Origin of the sequence: Campylobacter sp. BCW_6465, assembly GCF_001762815.1 — a bacterium.
Lineage (GTDB): Bacteria > Campylobacterota > Campylobacteria > Campylobacterales > Campylobacteraceae > Campylobacter_D > Campylobacter_D jejuni.
Window position 1 is genome coordinate 81,372 of the sequence record NZ_MJXN01000016.1, and the last position, 16,035, is coordinate 97,406.

A 16,035-nucleotide genomic window follows, 5' to 3' on the forward strand; every position below is an offset into this window, starting at 1 on the left:
AACAAGCTCTATTTTTAGAGCTTGTTTAAATTTCTTTATCTTAGCTTTGTTATAATTGTCTTTAAATTTTGCTAGAAAGGTTTGCAATGAAACTTTTTGGAACCGATGGAGTTCGTGGAAAAGCGGGTGAATTTTTAGATAGTTTTTTGGCTATGCGTTTAGCAATGGCTGCGGGTATTTATTTTAAAGATAAAAGTATTACTAATAATATCTTAGTAGGAAAAGATACAAGAAGAAGCGGCTATATGATAGAAAATGCTATTGTTTCAGGGCTTACTTCTATAGGATATAATGTTATACAAATTGGTCCTATGCCAACTCCTGCGATTGCATTCTTAACTGAAGATATGCGTTGTGATGCAGGGATTATGATTTCAGCTTCTCACAATCCTTATTATGATAATGGTATTAAATTTTTTGATGCTCATGGAAATAAACTCAGTGAAGATATAGAGAAAAGAATAGAAGAAATTTATTTTGATGATAAGCTTATACAAGCCTCTAAGGTGGATATGGAAAAAATTGGTCAAGCAAAAAGAATTGATGATGTTATAGGAAGGTATATTGTTTCTATTAAAAATTCTTTTCCAAAAGATCTTACTTTAAAGTCTTTGCGTGTGGTTTTAGATGTGGCTCATGGGGCAGCTTATAAGGTAGCACCTACTGTTTTTAAGGAATTAGGTGCTGAAGTTATAGTAATGAGCGATAAACCTAATGGACTTAATATCAATGAAAATTGTGGAGCTTTACATCCTGCAAATTTAGCTGCTGAGGTAAAGCGTTTGCGTGCAGATGTGGGCTTTGCTTTTGATGGTGATGCAGATCGTTTGGTGGTTGTAGATGAAAAAGGAGAAGTGGCTAATGGAGATAGTTTATTAGGGGTTTTAGCGCTTTATCTTAAAGAACAAGGTAAATTACAATCAAGTGTTGTGGCTACTATAATGAGTAATGGTGCTTTAAAAGAGTTTTTAAATAAACATGGCATAGAACTTGATACTTGTAATGTGGGCGATAAATATGTGCTTGAAAAATTAAAAGCTAATGGTGGAAATTTTGGCGGAGAGCAAAGCGGACATATTATTTTTAGCGATTATGCAAAAACTGGAGATGGTTTGATAGCTGCTTTGCAATTTAGCGCTTTAATGCTTTCTAAGAAAAAATCTGCAAGCTCTATTTTGGGTCAAGTTAAACCTTATCCTCAGCTTTTAATCAATCTTAAAATTGCAGAAAAAAAAGATTTAGATAAAATTAAAGGTTTAAAAGAATTAAAAAAAGATTTAGAAAATAAAAATATTAATACCTTATTTCGCTATTCTGGAACAGAAAATTTGATAAGACTTTTGCTAGAAGCTAAAGATATTAAGCTCTTAGAAAAAGAAATGAAAAATGTTGTGGAGTTTTTTAAGAAAGCTTTAAATGGCTAAAACTTTTAAATTTATTTTTTATTTTTGGGGTGCCTTTGTTTTGGTTTTTACTCTTGATCAATGGGTAAAATCCTTAACTTTAGCAGGACTTAGATGGCAGAGTGAATACTTAGATTTAACTTATGCTCTAAATACAGGCGTAGCTTTTTCAATGTTGAGTTTTTTAGAACATAATTTAAAATATTTACATCTTGTTTTAATTGGCGTGCTTTTTATTTATCTTTTTTGGCAAAAAACACTTTTAAAAACTCATAGTATAGCTTTTGGAATGATGCTTGGTGCTGGTGTTTCAAATTTATTGGATCGTTTTATACATGGAGGTGTAGTGGATATGTTTTTTTGGCATAAATGGTTTAATTTTGCTATTTTTAATGTTGCAGATGTCATGATAAATATAAGTGTGGCTTTGATTTTAATACAAGAAATATTTAAAAAAAGGAAAAAAGATGACAGAATGGATTAATGATTATTATTTTTGGATTAAATGGGTGCATTATTTGGCATTTGTTTCTTGGATGGCGGGTCTTTTTTATTTACCTCGTCTTTTTGTGTATCATGCTGAACATAAAGACAATAAAGGTTTTGTCGAGATTGTAAAAATTCAAGAAAGAAAACTTTATTTTTATATACAAACTCCTGCAATGATTGTGACTTTAATCACAGGAAGTTTAATGTTGCATGCTCATAAGGAAGTTTTAATGGTAGGTTCGGGTTTTATGCATGTTAAACTTACCTGTGTTACACTTTTGATTATTTTCCATATACATAATTATTATTGTTTAAAAGCTTTAGCAAATGATACTTCTGCTAAAAGTGGGAAATATTTTAGAATTTATAATGAATTTCCAACCATAATGTTTATTATTATCACTCTAATGATGGTTGTTCGTCCCTTTTAGTTTGCCTCCGCTTTAAATTCCATGCTAGCGGAGTTAAGCGGATCAATATTTTCTTTCATGATATCGATATAATCTTTATTTTTAAGACGCTTATCATCTCTAAATACTGCACGCACAAGATCCATTCCTGTGTAAAAATCTTTCATTAAAACCACAAAAAGATATTGACCAAATTCGGTTGCGATTAAAGCATTTTGATCTTTTATGATGGCACCGCTTGTTTTAAGCCCTAAAAGTTCTATGAAAAGTTCTTTTTCGAGATTGCAATTTAGAGTTTTATTAAATTTATCAATTTCTATTTTTCCTGAAAAAATTTCAGTTAAAAAGACATATTTGATAATCTCTTTTTTATCAAAACAAGCTTTGGCTATATTAGCATTTTGTTTTTCTTGTATAAATTTAGCATAATCATTTAGATTAAATGCATTAATTAAAAGCTCCCCATCTAAAAAGCTAAAAGCCCCACTGCCCACTCCTAGGTATTCATGATGAGAACTGACATATTCGTCATTAAGCTTGTTTTTTTCTAAAGAAAAACTCCAACCATTGTTTTGGGTATAGTCTTTAAAAAATTCGCGTATGATTTGATAATAAGTAAATTCATTATCTTTAATGCTCACTCCTAGACTTTTAGCGATATTATCTTTGGTAAGATTTGATTTCATTAAAGGATAGGTTGTGATTTGTTGCGGGGTTAAATTTTTAGCAATTTCTAAGTCATTTAAAAGTTCTTTTTCACTTTGTCCTGGAAGATTGAAAATAAGATCTATACTAAAAATAGGTAAAATTCCTAAAGCTTTTGAAATTTTTTCTTGAAGTTCTTTGGATGAACCAAATTTATTATATCTTGCCACTTTTTTTAAAGTTTCATCATCAAAACTTTGAATTCCGCAACTTAAACGATCAATTATACCTTTAAACATAGAAAGCTTATTTGGATCAATATGATTTGGATCGCTTTCGCATGAAATTTCTTTTATATTAAATAATTTTTTACAAAGTTCTAAGGTTTTTAATAATTCCTCTTCGTTAATCAGTGTTGTACCACCACCCACATACATGGAAGTAAAATCAAAACCTTTATCTTTCATGATTTTAATTTCTTCTCTAAGATTTTGAAAATACACTTTGGCTAAATTTTCATCATAATAATATTTATGAAAGCTACAATAAGGACAAAAAGTATGGCAAAAAGGTACATGGGCATAAAGCATATAGCTTTTGTCTTGTTTTGGAATTTTTTCTTTGGGTTGTTTTAAAAGTTCAACATTGAAACCTTTTTGGAGGGATTTTTCCATCATAGTATGAGAGTATTTTAAAGCTAAATTTTGAAATAAATTCATAAGTGGCCTATATATTAAAATATTTAAGATATAACTTTATCAATTTTTAGCTAAAATAGGAGTAAATTTTTTATTTCTTAAATAAAAAATGGGATTAAGTTTTTAAATTATTTAAAAAGGATATAAAATGGATAAAGCCAAAATTGTTCAAAATTTAAATGTTTTGTTTAAACAAAGAGCAAAGTTTTACTCTTATTTTGATGAAAATATTGCCAAAATCAATAATACTGAAGTATTTGATTTTAAGAATGCTAAAAATTTAAATCCAGAAGAGGTATATAAGCAATTTTATCATTTTGATTATGCTATAAGAAAATTATTGCCTGCTATTTACAAGGCTTATGAAATTACAGATGCAGATTTAGACAAAGATTTTTAATTTATTTAGAGAATAGAATAAACTATTCTCTAAAAGACATATCTAAATTTTTTGATTCTTCTTTTATATTTTTACTCATATCTTCGCTTTGCTCAAATCCTCCACCAAATGCTTTGATTACATCTACTATGGAATTGGCATAAGAATATTTAGCATTATTAAAAGCAACCGCAGCATTAAGCCAATTTTGACGTGCCTCTAAATAATCTTGTAAAGACATTTCTCCTATATCATAGCGTTTTTTAGCAATTTCATAGATTCTTTTGTAAGATTGTTCGCTTGCTTGTGCATTATCGTATTGTAAGCGTATAGTTTTTCTAGCTACTAAAGCATAGCGAATTTCTCCAAAAGCAGTAATCAAAGTATTTTGATAATTTACAAAAGCTTCATCTTTATTAAGCTTGGCTAAATTTACATTTTGGTAAATTTCACCCCAATGAAAAATAGGCAGAGTAAAGTTTCCACCTATATTCCAAGTCTTAGAACCTCCTTTAACCAAGGTATCTAAATCCCCACTTTCAAATCCCAATAATCCCGTTAAAGAAAGGCTAGGTAAGAAAGCCGTGCGAGCTACTCCAACAAGATAATTTTGCTGAGTTAATTTTTCTAAAGAGGAGCCAATATCTGGACGTTGAAGCAAGATGGTGCTTGAAATTCCAGTTGGAATGTCAAATTCTTTAAGATTAAAAACTTGATAGCTTTGATTTTTGTAAAGTATGTCATTTAAATCATTTGAAGTTAAAATTTTTAAAGCTTTAAGGTAATTTTCTTTATTTAATTTTGCTTCATTATATTGCAAAGCCATACTTTCTAAGTTGGCTCTTGCTTGAGCAAGTTCATATTCACCTACAGCACCAACTTGAAATTTTTCATCATTAATCCTATAAATTTCTTTTGCCGATTCATAGGTTTCTTTAAGAGCATTTTCATTTTCATAAGCATTTACAAGATTAAAATAAGTTTGAACTGTATTTGAAATAACAGAAAGTCTTGCAGCTTCATAATCATACTCACTTGCTTTAAAGCCTGATTTTGAGGCGCGATATGTATCGCGATATTTTCCCCAAAGATCGATTTCATAGCTTAAATTAAGTCCCATTTTAAAATCATTACCGTAACTTACTTCCCCAGTTCGATTGCTTGGAGCATTTATAGCTGTTTTTGCACGACTTCCGCTTGCACTACCATCAAATTTTGGCAACAAACTGCTAAAATCTATACCTAATTGAGCAGCAGCTTGTTCCATGTGTATGAAGGCAAGTTTTAAATCATTATTATTTTTAAGTGCTAAATCAACCACTTTATTTAAATTTTCATCATCAAAGTCTTTCCACCAATTTTTTGTGATAGAGCTATTGTTTTCTTTTTCCCAAGATAAGGCTCCAAGCTTATTATCAATGCTATAGTTTGCTTCGGGAATATTTAAATTTGGACTTAAAGAGCAAGCTGAAATCAAAAGAGTAAAACTTGCTATAGCGCTAATTGAAATTATTTTATTCATGAACCTTACCTCTTTTTTTATCTAGCCATTCATTAAAATTTTCTAAAAGATAGAAAAATAAAGGCACAAAGAATATCGCTAAAGTTGATGCTGCGATCATTCCACCAATAAGCCCTGTTCCTAAAGAGTGTCTTGAAGCACTTCCTGCTCCTGTTGCGAAAATCATTGGCAAGACCCCAAAAGTAAATGCCAAAGAAGTCATTATGATAGGACGAAAACGAAGTTTTGCTGCTGCAACAGCTGCTTCAAAAACTCCTTTGCCTTTTTTAAAGCGCTCTTCCATTGCAAATTCTACGATCAAGATAGCATTTTTAGCTGAAAGTCCAATCAAGAGCAAAAGTCCTGTTTGAAAATATATATCATTGCTAAATCCTCTTAAATATACCAATAAAAATGATCCAAATACTGCAAAAGGCACAGCTGTTACAACTGCTAAAGGTATAAGCCATCTTTCATATTGGGCAGCTAGAATTAAGAAGACAAATATCATCCCTAAAGCAAAAGCATAGCTTGCTGTTCCTTTGCTAGAAACTTCTTGATAGGCTGATCCACTCCAAGCTATGGAATAATCATCCCCTAAAGTTTCTTTTGCTACTTGAGCAATCGCTTCTATAGCTTGACCTGAAGTATAACCTGGTGCGGGTTGACCTTGAACTTGTGCCGCTGGGAAAAGGTTGAATCGTTTTACATCATCAGGCCCTGAACTTCTTTGTAAAGTTAAGAAAGAATCAAGTGGTATCATTTTTCCATCGTTTGATCTTACAAAAATATTTTTTAATGCATCTTGTGTATTTCTAAAATCACCTTTTGCACGGATATTTACTTGGAAGTTTTTACCTAACATAGAAAAATCATTAACATAATAAGTGCCTATAGTTGCATTCATTGTGTTAAAAACATCTTGCATGTTAAGATTGTAGTGTTTTAATTTATCTCTATCAATTATAAGCTTGTATTGAGGGAAAGTTGTATCAAGGGTTGTTCTTACTCTTGATAGTTCTTTTCTTTGGTTGGCTACAGCAACAAGTTTATTTACATCTTTTTGTATTTCATCATAACTTTTTCCACTTTTGTTTTGAACATACATTTCAAAGCCACCTGTGATACTTAATCCAGGTATAGGAGGTAGACCTATAAATATACTTGAAGCGTTGCGATCAAAAGCAAATTTTTTATTAAGTTCCATGGCGATTTCATCAGCACTCACATTTCTATCTTTCCAATCTTGCAAGCCTATAAACATTGCAGCAGCGTTTTCTTTTAATGAGCTTGTAAAAAGATCAAATCCTATCATAGCCATTGCATCTTTAATTCCATTGGTTTTTAAAACTTCTTGACTTATATGATCAACTTCTGAGATTGTTCTATGAAGTGCTGAAGCCGAAGGAAGATTAATAATGCCAATCATCAAACCTTGATCTTCTTCAGGAACTAAAGAGCTTGGTACAGCTTTATAAAGATAAAAAATTGCCCCAAGCATAATACAAAAAATTAAAACAAAGCGAATGGTTCTTTTTAAAATATATGCTACTCCTGTGCTAAATACAGAAGTACTCCAATCAAAAAAATCATTAAATTTCTTTACAAATTTAAATGGCTCTCCTTCATTACGTCGTAAAAATAGTGCGCATAAAGAAGGTGTTAAAGTAAGAGCAACAAAGCCTGATATGGCTACAGATATTGCTAAGGTAAGGGCAAATTGTCTTTGAATTTCTCCAACAAAACCTGATATAAAAGAAACGGGTATAAAAACAGCACAAAGTACAAGAACAATTGAAATAACCGGAGAGCTAACTTCTTGCATCGCTTGGATAGCAGCATCTTTTACGCTTATTTGTTCATTTTCGTGTAAAATCCTATCGATATTTTCCACAACTATAATCGCATCATCTACAACAATCCCTATAGCTAAAATCAAGGCAAAAAGCGTAAGCAAGTTAATACTAAAGCCTAAAACATAAAGTCCAGCAAAAGTTCCTAATAATGAAACAGGTACAGCTATCATAGGAATAAGCGTTGCACGGAAATTCTTTAAGAACATATACATAACAATGATAACTAAAATTAGAGCTTCAACAAAAGTTTTAATTACTTCTTTGATTGATTCTATCACAAATTTTGTTGTGTCGTAAGGAATTTTATATGTTAAACCTTTTGGGAAATTTTTTGAAAGTTCTTGCATTTTAGCCTGGACAAGTTCTGCTGTATGCAATGCGTTTGCCCCTGATTGAAGATTGATTATAATCGGAACTGCATCATTGCCATTTAATCGTCCTTGTGAGCTGTATTGTTGTGATCCTATTTCTACATCAGCTATATCCTTAAGTCTTAAAAATGATCCATCATCATTTGTTCTTAAAATAATATTTTCAAATTCGCTAGGATTTTGTAGTCTTCCTTGCATAGTGATTGAATAAACATAAGGGGATTTTTGAGTTACGGGCTCTTCGCCAATTTTACCAATTGCGTATTGAGCATTTTGATCATTAACCGCAGAAATTACATCAGTAGCTGTGATTCCAAATTTATTTAATAAATCAGGTTTTAGCCAAATTCTTAAAGAATAATTACGATTTCCTATAGCGTTTGCATCCCCAACTCCCGGAACTCTTTTTAACTCATCTAAAACATTTAAAGCGATGTAGTTGTATACATCCACTGCACTCATTGAACCATCATTTGAATACATAGAAATTGCAGCAAGTGTTGCTGAAGAAGTTTTTCTAACAGTTACTCCAAGTTTTTTAACTGCATCTGGCATTTTTGCAGTTGCAGCTGAAATTCTATTATTAACATCTATAGTGGCTTGATCGGGATCTGTGCCGATATCAAAATAGACAGTCAAACTCATAGTTCCTGAAGAACTTGAAGTTGAATCCATATAAATCATATTATCTGCACCATTGATTGCATCTTCGATAGGACTTGCAACCGTTGAAGCAATGGTTTGTGCATCAGCTCCTGTGTAAGTTGCGCTTACCTTAACTGTAGGAGGAGTTAAAGAAGGATATTGTTCTATGGGTAAATTTGTAAGACCGATGACTCCAGCTAAAGAAATGATAATTGCAACAACTGAAGCAAAAACAGGTCTTTCGATAAAAAATTTAGAAAACATTATTGTGCTCCAATTTCTTTAACTTCGCTACCAACTTGAATTTTTTTAAAGTTATCTAAAATGATTTTGTCGCCATTTTGTAATCCTTTGTCAATGATAGCGTATTCATTGTTTTGGTAGCTTATATGTACAGAAGATTTTTCTACTTTTCCATTTTTAACAAGAAGAACATAAACATCATTTTGATCTTGTTTAATAGCTATTTGAGGCACTTTAAAGCCATTTTTTTGTATAAAACCTTCTGAAGTAATTGTTGCAAAAGCACCCGGTAAAAGTGTTGAGTTGTTGTTATCAAATACAGCTTTGGCTTTTACTGTTCCACTATTAGCATCTATAACGGAATCAATAAAATAAAGTTTGCCTTGAACGGTTTCTCCATTAAGATTTAAATTTGCATGAATGCTGTCTAAATCCCATTTTCCGCTTTGAGTATTGCGGACTAAATTTAGTTTATCTGTATCTGAAATAAAGAAATCTGCGTAAATAGGATTTAAATTTGTAACTCTAACTAGTTCAGTTGTTGAAGCACTTACATAATCCCCTATATTAACTAAAGCATCTCCTATAGTACCATTAAAAGGAGCTTTTATTTCGGTATGATCTAGATCAATTCTTGCATTTGCAAGTTGTGCTCTAGCAGTTGTTAGACTAGCTTTTGCATTATTAAATGTAGCAAGAGAAGAGTCGTATTCTTTTTGAGAGATTGCATTTTTGCTAAAAAGAGCCTTCGAACGATTAAAATCCTTGCTCGCGTTTTCAAAAGTTGCCTTAGCCATTAAAGCTTGTCCGTAAGCTGAATCAACGCTAGCTTTAAATTTATCTTGCTCTACAATAAATAATGTCTGTCCTTTTTTTACCTTATCTCCAGCCTTAAAAAGTTTATTTACTATTACGCCACTAACTTGAGGTTTTATAATAACATCATAATCACTGACAAGTTTAGCAGGATAAGTAAAACTAAGTGGCAAATCTTCAGATTTAGCACTCATTGTCGTTACAGGTTGAGGCGGCATTTGTATTTTTGGTGCTTCTTCTTTGCTACAAGCAGTGAGTAAAAGCACAACACTTAAAGCTAAAATAGTATTGTTTTGAAATAATTTCATGGTTTTACCTTGAAAAATTAAATTAAAAATTGTAATATTTATTACAAAAATTTTTGGCTAATTATATCTTAATTTTGGTTAATAAAATTATTTTTTAAGCTTTGGAGCCATTGATCCCATTTAGAAAAACGTTTACAACAAATTCAACATGTTCTTTTTGTTCTTTTTTATTTTTCAAAGGAGCATTAATTAAAACATTAAGATGATGATAAGGTTCTTTTAACATAGTGCAAAAAAGAACAGCAAGTTTTTCTGCGTTTTTTTTCATATAAGAATTATTTTGTTGCTTAAAAAAATCCATAAGTATGTTATAGGAAAAATTTTGTTGATTGTTTTCTATCCAATTAGCAAGGTGTCTATCTTTATCATAAACTTGAGAATAAACAATTTTACCAAAAGCTACAGCTTCTGGTTGATTAAAAATTTCTATAAAAGTTAAACCAAAAGAAGTTAAAATTTCTTTTAAAGTACCATTTTCAATTTCTTGTGTTTTGGAATAAATAAGATGAAAATGTTTTTTACATATGTCATCTAAAATTTCAAAGAATAATCCTTCTTTGCTTTTAAAACTATTATAAATATTAGAATAAGATCCTCCGGATAATTTAATAATATCACTCAAACTTGTTTCTTGGTAACCTTTTGTTAAAAAAAGCTCTAAGGCCACTGCTTTGATTTTCTCTTGTCTAGCTAAAACTTTTTGTGATGGTGTTCTATTTGAGTTCATTTTTTATCCTTTGTAAGAGTGTTTTTGGGGTATACAAATATACTTTTTCTAAAAACCGAAATTTTTTCATTATCTTTTGCATAAGCTTTTATATGTAAAGGAAAGATTACATCTTTTTTATCGTTGTTTGCTAAATTTTTTGTAGCTTTGATAACAACTATTTTTTTAACTTGTTCTCCTGCTTTTAATTTAAAAGGTTTGTTTGGTCTTATGATTTCAATTCCATCATTTATTCCTTCTAAATTTGCTGTAAAATAATATTCATGAGGTTTAGAATCTGTATTTTGAAACAAAAAGGTATAAGCATTTGAAATGACTAATTTACCTTTAACATTTGAAATATTATATAATTCACTACTACGATTGATATTTAAAAGCATGCTTTCTTTTTTGCTTCCCATGATAATTAAAGCCAATAAAGCAATTAAAAGAACTATAAAATATGCTATCGTTCTAAATCTTAAATAATGAACCTTAGAACGCGTTTCAATAGCTTTTGCACTTGTCCAATTGATCAAACTTGGACGATTAAATTTGCTTTGTACCTTAGAACAAGCATCGGCACATTCAAGACAATTAATACATTCAAGTTGCATTCCTTTGCGTATGTCAATATGAGTTGGACAGATGCTAACACAGGCTTCACAACCTATGCATTCTCCTTCAGGCGGTTTTTTATGAAGTTTGATGTGTCCATCATAAATCAAACCCCCGCGTTTTTCATCGTAGATCACTTGCATTGTATCATGATCAAACATTACAGATTGTATTCTTGCATAAGGACAGACATAAATACAAAATTTTTCTTGTAAATAGGTAATATCCAAAGTAAAAAGTAAGCTAGCACAAAATAAAACTCCAAGTAAAAGTAGATGCTCACCAGGATTTTGAATATAATTGAAAAAATCTTCAGGAGGAATAAAGTACCAAAGTAAATTACTAACAGCAACTAAAGATATAAAATAAAAAATTATTACTCCAAGAAATTTTTTAAAATATTGTCCCTCATATTCTTTTTGTTTATTATTAATATTTTTGCGAATTTTAAGAAATTTAGTTTGCATAATATCCCTATATATAACTCTAAAAATCGTTTGTGGACAACTCCAAGCACACCAAATTCTTCCGCCTAAAGTTGTAATAAAAAAAATAAATAAAAAAAGAAATATAAGAATAAAAGGCATGAGATAAAATTCTTGTGTTGAAAAAGAAATAAAAAATAGGTTTAATTTAGAGTGATCAAAACTTAAAAGAAAAAAATGATTTTCATTAATTCTTATGAAAGGTAGAGCAAATATGACAATACTTGCAATTAAATATATAAAATATCGTTTTTTTGTATAGTTTGTAATGTGTCCTTGCATTTTTAGACCTTAATTATAATTTTTAGCACTTTGTAACTAAAGATTATAGCCGATAAAAACTAAAACAATTTTTAAATGCTTTCTAAGTTAGAATTAATAAGAAGTGTTTTATAATTATATTTCACAACAAAAATTTACACATGAAAGGTGGTGAGGACTGTGCCAGGAATCAAGGTGCATCCTAACGAGTCTTTTGATGAAGCGTATCGTAAATTCAAAAAGCAAGTAGATAGAAATCTAGTTGTAACTGAAGTAAGAGCAAGAAGATTTTTCGAGCCTATGACTGAAATTCGCAAAAAACAAAAAATTTCAGCACGCAAAAAAATGCTTAAAAGACTTTATATGCTTAGACGCTACGAGTCAAGACTCTAACCCAAAAGCCCGAAAGGGCTTTTTTTATACCTACAAATCTTCATTCGGTATTAAAAAGTATTTATTATTTTTTGTTAAAATTTCTAATTTAAATTTTCTGTTTTTAGGATAAACTTATGAAAAAAATCAAAAAAATCATTCAAATTGGTATGATAGGTGGTTTAGCAGCTGTTGCTGGAGGTGCTTTAGCAGGTTGTGGAAGTAATAATGACAATGCAGATACTTTAAATCAAGCAGCTAATGTTCAAGGAGCTTTTGTAATTATCGAAGAAACAGCTCCAGGGCAGTATAAAATCAAAGATCAATATCCAAGTGATGAAACAAGGGTAGTTTTAAAAGATCTTAATGGTACAGAAAGAATTTTATCCAAAGAAGAAATGGATGCTTTGATTAAAGAAGAAGCAGCTAAAATTGATAATGGAACTTCAAATTTAACTAAAGACAATGGACAAATCAGTAGTGGAGGATTGAGTTTGGGAGAAACTTTACTCGCAAGTGCTGCAGGCGCTATTTTGGGAAGTTGGATAGGTTCAAAACTTTTCAATAATCAAAATTTTGCCAACCAACAACGCGGTGCTTTTTCAAATCAAAGTGCTTATCAAAGGAGTGTTAATAGTTTTAATAAAGCAGGTACAACAAGCTCCGCTTCAAGTGCTAAAAAATCAGGTTTTTTTAGTGGAGGCTCTAAAGCCACAAGTTCTAGTTCTTCTTTTGGTTCTTAAGGATAAATAATGCAATTATTACAAGTAGACAAACTTCAAAAAGATTATTTAGAAAATATAGGTTTTTCTTGGCATACAGATGAAGATGGAAGTGATTATATTAGCAATAAGTTAGTTTGTGTTAAGGAAAGTGAAGTTAATGCTTATTATGAAGCGGTAAATGAGCTTTATGATATGTTTATTGCTGCAGCGCAAGAAGTGATTGACAATGATCGTTTTGATGAGCTTGGAATCCCTTTTAATCTTATTGATGCGATTAAAATGAGTTGGGAAAATGAGGTTCATTGGCATTTATATGGGCGTTTTGATTTAGCGGGTGGGCTTGATGGTAAGCCTATAAAACTTATAGAATTTAATGCTGATACCCCTACTGCTCTTTTTGAAAGTGCGATTTTACAATGGGCACTTTTAAAACAAAATGGAATGGATGAAAGCGCACAATTTAATAGCATTTATGAAAGTTTGATGGATAATTTTAAAAGACTTATTACCCTTGATGAAAGTGTTGAAGAGTTTGAAGAGCATTACCAAGGGTGGAAAATTCTTTTTTCAAGTGTTGCAGGAAGCAAAGAAGAAGAAATCACTACAAAATTACTTTCCCATATAGCCAATGAAGCAGGTTTTCAAACTAATTTTTCCTTTGTAGATGAGGTAGAATTTAGTGAAGAAGGAATTTTTAAAGAGGGTGAAAATTATGAGTATTGGTTTAAGCTTATTCCTTGGGAGGATATAGCTATAGAAGAGGGTGAACTTGCTATGCTTTTAACTCAGATCATGCGTAATCAAAGAGCGATTATTTTAAATCCTGCTTATACGCTTTTATTTCAATCTAAGGGAATTTTAAAAATTTTATGGGAGCTTTATCCAAATCATCCATTACTTTTAGAAACAAAAGATACTCCTTTAGAGGGTAAAAATTATGTTAAAAAACCTGTTTTTGGTAGAGAAGGTGCAAATATCAGTATAATTAAAGATGGAAAAACTTTGCATGAGAATGTAGGTCCTTACGGGAATAATAAGGCTATTTATCAAGAATATGTAGAGTTTAATTCATGTGAAAACGAATACTATCAAGCAGGTGTTTTCTTTGCTTATGAAGGGTGTGGCTTAGGATTTAGAAAAGGAGGACTTGTGCTTGATAATTATTCTAAATTTGTAGGACATATTATAAAGGATTGAAAAATGAAAATTGTTTGTTTAGATGCGGCAACTTTAGGGGATTATGATTTAAGTGTTTTTGAAAAATTTGGTTCTTTGCAAATTTATACTACAACAAATAAAGAGCAAACCATAGAGCGTTTAAAAGATGCTAATGTCGCCATGACAAACAAGGTTGTAATTGATAAAGATGTGATTGATGCTTGTAAAAATTTAAAACTCATTTTAGAAACTGCTACAGGGGTTAATAATATCGATATTGAGTATGCTAAAGAAAAAGGTATTATTGTAAAAAATGCTGCTGGGTATTCTACCATGAGTGTTGTACAACATACTTTTGCGTTTATGTTTACTTTTTTAAATCAAGTGCTTTATTATGACAAATGGAGCAAAGAGGGTAAATGGTGTGAAAGTTCTATTTTTACAGATTATAGTAGAATTTTAAACACCTTAAGCGGTAAAAAACATGGTATTATAGGTTTAGGAGCTATAGGTAAAGAAGTGGCAAAAATTTCAAAGGCTTTTGGAGCCGAAATTTATTATTATTCTACGAGTGGAGCTAATAAAAACGCAGATTTTGTACATTTGGAATTAAAAGATTTATTGAAAACTTGCGATATTATAAGTATCCATGCACCTTTAAATGAAAAAACTAAAAATTTACTCACCTTTGAAGAATTAAAGCTTTTAAAAGATAATGCGATTTTGATTAATGTAGGAAGAGGTGGGATTATCAATGAAAATGATTTAGCTAAAATCATAGATGAAAAAAATATTCGTGTAGGGCTTGATGTTTTAGAAATTGAACCTATGATGAAAAATCATCCGCTTTTAAGCATTAAAAATAAAGAAAATCTTATTATCACCCCTCATGTTGCATGGGCGAGTAAGGAAGCTTTAAATGCTTTAATGGATATAGTTTATAATAATTTAAAAGAATGGATAGAAAATGGCAAGTGAACATAGTTTTGATATTTCAGCAGCTTTAGATAAGCAAGAGTTAAAAAATGCTTTTGAACAAGCTAAAAAAGAACTTGATAGTCGTTATGATTTAAAAGGAATTAAGTGTGAGATTGATTTAAGCGAAAAAGAGAGTATTTTTAAACTCAGTTCTTCTAGTGAAGGAAAACTTGATGTTCTAAAAGATATAGTGATTTCTAAACTTATCAAAAGAGGAATTAATCCTAATGCTATTAAAGAGCTTTCTCGTGAAAGTGGAGCAATGTTTCGTTTAAATTTGAAAGCAAACGATGCTATTGATAGTGAAAATGCTAAAAAAATCAATAAAGCTATTAAAGATAGCAAGCTTAAAGTTAACTCTTCGATTCGTGGTGAAGAAATTCGTGTTGTAGCAAAACAAATCGATGATTTACAAGCTGTGATGAAGCTTGTAAAAGAGCTTGATTTAGAGTTAAATATCAGTTTTAAAAATCTCAAATAAGGTTAAATTTGAAACATTGTTTAGCTCTATGTTTTGTTTTTTTTCTTTGTGCTTGTAGTGTGAAAAATCAAAATTTTTCAAGTCAAAGCTTGATGGTTTTGATTGCTTCTCCTATGATAAAAATCAATGATGCAGCTTTTTTAAAAAAAGAAAATAATGCTTTAAATTTGGAAGTTTATAAACTAGGGCAAGCTTTTTTTGAACTCAAAATCAAGGATAAAATTTGCATCAATGCAGTGTGTTATGATAAAAAAGTGTTTAATCAAAAATTTTTTAAAAATGTATATTATGATGATATTTTAAGTGATATTTTAAAGGCAAATGCTTTATGGCGGGGTAAAAATTTAGAAAAAACTGATTGTGGTTTTGAGCAAAATTTAAAAGCAAAAAATTATGAAATTTTTTATCAAGTTTGTGATAATAAAGTAAGTTTTTTTGATAAAATTTCACATACTAAAATTATCTTAACGCATATTCAAAATTGAAG

The 16,035-nt window shown here is 30.4% G+C and carries 15 protein-coding genes and 1 pseudogene; 10 read left to right on the top strand and 6 right to left on the bottom strand.

The genetic code is table 11. From position 1 onward, the window contains the following. The first annotated feature begins 86 nt into the window (after positions 1–86). Genes glmM through hemJ form a run of 3 tightly spaced genes read left to right on the top strand, consistent with a single transcriptional unit; the run spans position 87 to position 2,323 of the window. Positions 87–1,424: a phosphoglucosamine mutase gene (gene glmM / locus AJ886_RS01175; protein WP_044793898.1), complete on the top strand. Its 1,338-nt coding sequence runs from the start codon at positions 87–89 to the stop codon at positions 1,422–1,424. Further along, entirely contained in the window at positions 1,417–1,887 is a 471-nt protein-coding gene (gene lspA / locus AJ886_RS01180; protein WP_052858530.1) for a signal peptidase II, read from the top strand. Before glmM ends, lspA begins: the two co-directional genes overlap by 8 nt. After that, positions 1,871–2,323, top strand: coding sequence for a protoporphyrinogen oxidase HemJ (gene hemJ, locus AJ886_RS01185; protein ID WP_002870768.1), 453 nt, complete (start codon positions 1,871–1,873; stop codon positions 2,321–2,323). Before lspA ends, hemJ begins: the two co-directional genes overlap by 17 nt. On the opposite strand, the gene AJ886_RS01190 is transcribed toward hemJ, so the two are convergent. Beyond that, a complete protein-coding gene (locus AJ886_RS01190) occupies positions 2,320–3,666 on the bottom strand; it encodes a coproporphyrinogen III oxidase family protein (RefSeq protein WP_070274997.1) in 1,347 nt (448 codons plus the stop codon). The two genes, hemJ and AJ886_RS01190, sit on opposite strands and share 4 nt — an antisense overlap. A 127-nt stretch (positions 3,667–3,793) precedes the next feature. On the opposite strand from AJ886_RS01190, the gene cmeU reads away from it, so the two are divergent. Continuing rightward, positions 3,794–4,045 carry a CmeU family protein gene (gene cmeU, locus AJ886_RS01195; RefSeq protein WP_070274998.1) on the top strand — a complete coding sequence of 84 codons (252 nt, stop codon included), beginning with the start codon at positions 3,794–3,796 and terminating at the stop codon, positions 4,043–4,045. A gap of 22 nt (positions 4,046–4,067) precedes the next feature. On the opposite strand, the gene cmeC is transcribed toward cmeU, so the two are convergent. The 5 genes and pseudogenes from cmeC to ccoG form a co-directional block, all read right to left on the bottom strand. Further along, positions 4,068–5,546 carry a multidrug efflux transporter outer membrane subunit CmeC gene (cmeC, locus tag AJ886_RS01200; protein ID WP_070287033.1) on the bottom strand — a complete coding sequence of 493 codons (1,479 nt, stop codon included), beginning with the start codon at positions 5,544–5,546 and terminating at the stop codon, positions 4,068–4,070. Continuing rightward, a complete protein-coding gene (gene cmeB, locus AJ886_RS01205; RefSeq protein ID WP_074470127.1) occupies positions 5,539–8,661 on the bottom strand; it encodes a multidrug efflux RND transporter permease subunit CmeB in 3,123 nt (1,040 codons plus the stop codon). The genes cmeC and cmeB overlap by 8 nt, the downstream gene beginning before the upstream one ends. Further along, positions 8,661–9,764 (bottom strand): multidrug efflux RND transporter periplasmic adaptor subunit CmeA, encoded by a 1,104-nt coding sequence (gene cmeA / locus AJ886_RS01210; protein WP_070278299.1) that lies wholly within the window; start codon positions 9,762–9,764, stop codon positions 8,661–8,663. Before cmeA ends, cmeB begins: the two co-directional genes overlap by 1 nt. Before the next feature lie 94 nt (positions 9,765–9,858). Continuing rightward, positions 9,859–10,491 carry a multidrug efflux system transcriptional regulator CmeR gene (cmeR, locus tag AJ886_RS01215; protein ID WP_002861132.1) on the bottom strand — a complete coding sequence of 211 codons (633 nt, stop codon included), beginning with the start codon at positions 10,489–10,491 and terminating at the stop codon, positions 9,859–9,861. Continuing rightward, a pseudogene (gene ccoG, locus AJ886_RS01220) lies at positions 10,478–11,855 on the bottom strand (cytochrome c oxidase accessory protein CcoG). The gene cmeR and the pseudogene ccoG overlap by 14 nt, the downstream one beginning before the upstream one ends. A 159-nt stretch (positions 11,856–12,014) precedes the next feature. On the opposite strand from ccoG, the gene rpsU reads away from it, so the two are divergent. The 6 genes from rpsU to AJ886_RS01250 all read left to right on the top strand — a co-directional run bounded on the left by rpsU (position 12,015) and on the right by AJ886_RS01250 (position 16,033). Next, positions 12,015–12,227: a 30S ribosomal protein S21 gene (rpsU, locus tag AJ886_RS01225; protein WP_002780697.1), complete on the top strand. Its 213-nt coding sequence runs from the start codon at positions 12,015–12,017 to the stop codon at positions 12,225–12,227. Between the two features lie 116 nt (positions 12,228–12,343). Next, entirely contained in the window at positions 12,344–12,949 is a 606-nt protein-coding gene (locus AJ886_RS01230; protein ID WP_002870776.1) for a UPF0323 family lipoprotein, read from the top strand. 9 nt (positions 12,950–12,958) lie between these two features. Then, positions 12,959–14,128, top strand: coding sequence for a glutathionylspermidine synthase family protein (locus AJ886_RS01235; protein WP_070233643.1), 1,170 nt, complete (start codon positions 12,959–12,961; stop codon positions 14,126–14,128). 3 nt (positions 14,129–14,131) lie between these two features. After that, the gene (locus AJ886_RS01240) at positions 14,132–15,067 is read left to right on the top strand and encodes a D-2-hydroxyacid dehydrogenase (RefSeq protein WP_070233642.1); all 936 of its coding nucleotides are present in this window, start codon (positions 14,132–14,134) and stop codon (positions 15,065–15,067) included. Further along, positions 15,057–15,548, top strand: a complete 492-nt coding sequence (locus AJ886_RS01245; RefSeq protein ID WP_002854188.1) for a YajQ family cyclic di-GMP-binding protein — start codon at positions 15,057–15,059, stop codon at positions 15,546–15,548. Before AJ886_RS01240 ends, AJ886_RS01245 begins: the two co-directional genes overlap by 11 nt. 8 nt (positions 15,549–15,556) lie before the next feature. After that, complete coding sequence (locus AJ886_RS01250) at positions 15,557–16,033, top strand: hypothetical protein (protein WP_044778510.1); 477 nt, start codon at positions 15,557–15,559, stop codon at positions 16,031–16,033. The last annotated feature ends 2 nt before the right edge of the window (positions 16,034–16,035 follow it).